The following is a 788-nucleotide window of genomic DNA, read 5'->3' on the forward strand; positions in this document are numbered from 1 at the left end:
CGGTGGCTTCTTTACTCAAGAAGAAATTAAAGACATTATTGCCTACGCTGCTGACCGACAAATTGAGGTGATTCCTGAAATTGACATGCCAGGACATTTTAAATCGGCTATTGATAATTACCCGTATTTATCCTGTACTGGAGAAGCAGGATGGGGCGAACACTTTTCCATTCCCGCATGTTTAGGGAAAGAAACCACCTATGAGTTTACCAAAAATATCCTCTCTGAAATTGCTGAATTATTCCCGTCAAAATANNATTCAATCTTGGAAAGAATGTCCTTTATGTCAAAAAGCGATTACGGACAACAACTTAAAGAACGAACATGAATTGCAGTCTTTTTTCAATAGAAATATTGAAGCCTTTTTGAATTCAAAAGGTAAAGAATTGATGGGTTGGGATGAGATTGTCGAAGGTGGACTTTCTGAAGGCACCACTATGATGTGGTGGCGTAATTGGGCACCAGATATGCTTGACAAGGCAGCCAACAATGGTAATGACATCATAATTACCCCGTGTTTTGAATATTATTTTGATGCACAACATAATGTAACGCCGTTTGAAAAAGTGTACAATTACGAACCGATTCCAGAAGGATTTACAGTCGATCAGGCAAAACAAGTTTTAGGCGTTCAGGCTAATCTGTGGTCAGAGATGATNNAACCGGATGGAGTTCTAAAGATGCTAAAAACCAAGAAGATTTTGATAAAAGAATGATGCTTCAATATGATAGATTGGATGCTTTAGATATCACCTACCATATCCCATCGGTTACAGGATTTAAAGATA

General features: G+C 38.0%; 2 protein-coding genes. Both read left to right on the forward strand.

The genetic code is table 11. The features are described 5' to 3' along the window. Positions 1-61: 61 nt before the first annotated feature. Positions 62-328, forward strand: a complete 267-nt coding sequence (locus tag JEM65_RS22925; RefSeq protein WP_439953522.1) for a family 20 glycosylhydrolase — start codon at positions 62-64, stop codon at positions 326-328. Further along, positions 231-716, forward strand: coding sequence for a family 20 glycosylhydrolase (locus tag JEM65_RS21195; RefSeq protein ID WP_199603714.1), 486 nt, complete (start codon positions 231-233; stop codon positions 714-716). Before JEM65_RS22925 ends, JEM65_RS21195 begins: the two co-directional genes overlap by 98 nt. The last annotated feature ends 72 nt before the right edge of the window (positions 717-788 follow it).

Origin of the sequence: Gelidibacter salicanalis, from assembly GCF_016469035.1 — a bacterium.
Classification (GTDB): Bacteria; Bacteroidota; Bacteroidia; order Flavobacteriales; family Flavobacteriaceae; genus Gelidibacter; species Gelidibacter salicanalis_A.